1 protein-coding gene is annotated in these 1,860 nt (G+C 38.9%); it reads left to right on the top strand.

Annotated elements, in window-relative coordinates:
- Positions 1–1,860 (top strand): putative Ig domain-containing protein (locus LQ617_RS15685; protein ID WP_239740782.1); only part of this gene is annotated, 1,860 nt, incomplete at both ends.

The raw sequence follows: 1,860 nt of genomic DNA on the forward strand, positions 1-1,860 counted from the left end.
GAAAACCAGTGACACATGAAGTATCAGGACTACCCGAAGGTGTGACATATGATCCTGAGACAAATACAATTTCAGGTACACCAACAACAGTTGGTAGTTACGACGTAACAGTAATTTCAACAGATGAGTCTGGTAATACGACAGAAACAACATTTACGATAACAGTTGAAGATACATTACCACCAACGGTAGATCCAATTGAAGATCAAACAACAGAAGTGAACACACCAATTACTAGTATCGAGTTAAACGGTCAAGATAATAGTGGAAAACCAGTGACACATGAAGTATCAGGACTACCCGAAGGTGTGACATATGATCCTGAGACAAATACAATTTCAGGTACACCAACAACAGTAGGTAGCTATGATGTAACAGTAGTTACCACAGACGAATCTGGTAATAAAACAGAAACGACATTCACAATAACAGTTGAAGACACAACAGCACCAGTTGTTGACCCTGTAGAAGATCAAACAACAGAAGTAAATACGCCAATCAAAGATGTAACGTTGAATGGTAAAGATAACAGTGACCAACCAGTCACGCATGAAGTATCAGGTCTACCAGAAGGCGTGACATATGATTCTGAGACAAACACAATCTCTGGCACACCAACAACGGTAGGAAGTTACGACGTAACAGTTGTGACAACAGATGAATCAGGAAACAAAACAGAAACGACATTCACGATTACAGTAGAAGACACAACAGCACCTGAGGTTGATCCGGTGGATGACCAAACAACAGAAGTGAATACACCAATTACAAATATTGAATTGAATGGCAAAGATAACAGTGGAAAACCAGTCACGCATGAAGTGTCAGGATTACCTGAAGGTGTAACATATGATTCAGAAACGAATACAATCTCAGGTACACCAACAACTGTAGGCAGTTACGACGTAACAGTAGTGACAACAGATGAATCTGGTAATACAACAGAAACTACATTTACGATAACTGTAGAAGACACATTACCACCAACGGTAGAACCAATTGAAGATCAAACAACAGAAGTAAATACGCCAATCAAAGATGTAACGTTGAATGGTAAAGATAATAGTGGCCAACCTGTAACGCATGAAGTTTCAGGATTACCAGAAGGTGTGACATATGATCCTGAGACAAATACCATTTCAGGTACTCCAACAACAGTTGGTAGTTACGAGGTAACAGTAGTTACAACAGATGAATCAGGAAACAAAACAGAAACAACATTCACAATAACAGTTGAAGATACATTGCCACCAACGGTAGATCCAATTGAAGATCAAACAACAGAAGTAAACACACCAATCAAAGATATAACATTGAATGGTAAAGATAACAGTGACAAACCAATCACGCATGAAGTATCAGGTCTACCAGAAGGCGTGATATATGATTCTGAAACAAATACAATCTCAGGTACACCAACAACAGTAGGTAGCTATGATGTAACGGTAGTTACAACAGATGAATCAGGTAATACGACAGAAACAACATTTACAATCACTGTCGAAGACACAACAGCACCAGTTGTTGACCCTGTAGAAAATCAAACAACAGAAGTGAACACACCAATTGAAGATGTATCATTGAATGGTGAAGATAATAGTGGAAAATCAGTGACACATGAAGTTTCAGGATTACCAGAAGGTGTGACTTTCAATCCAGAGATAAACACAATCTCAGGTACACCAACAACAGTAGGTAGCTATGATGTAACGGTAGTTACAACAGATGAATCAGGTAATACAACAGAAACAACATTTACAATCACTGTCGAAGACACATTACCACCAACGGTAGATCCGGTTGAAGACCAAACGAAAGAAGTGAACACACCGATTGAAGATGTAACGTTGAATGGTCAAG

Origin of the sequence: Mammaliicoccus sp. P-M59, assembly GCF_022386135.1 — a bacterium.
Taxonomy (GTDB): domain Bacteria; phylum Bacillota; class Bacilli; order Staphylococcales; family Staphylococcaceae; genus Mammaliicoccus; species Mammaliicoccus sciuri_A.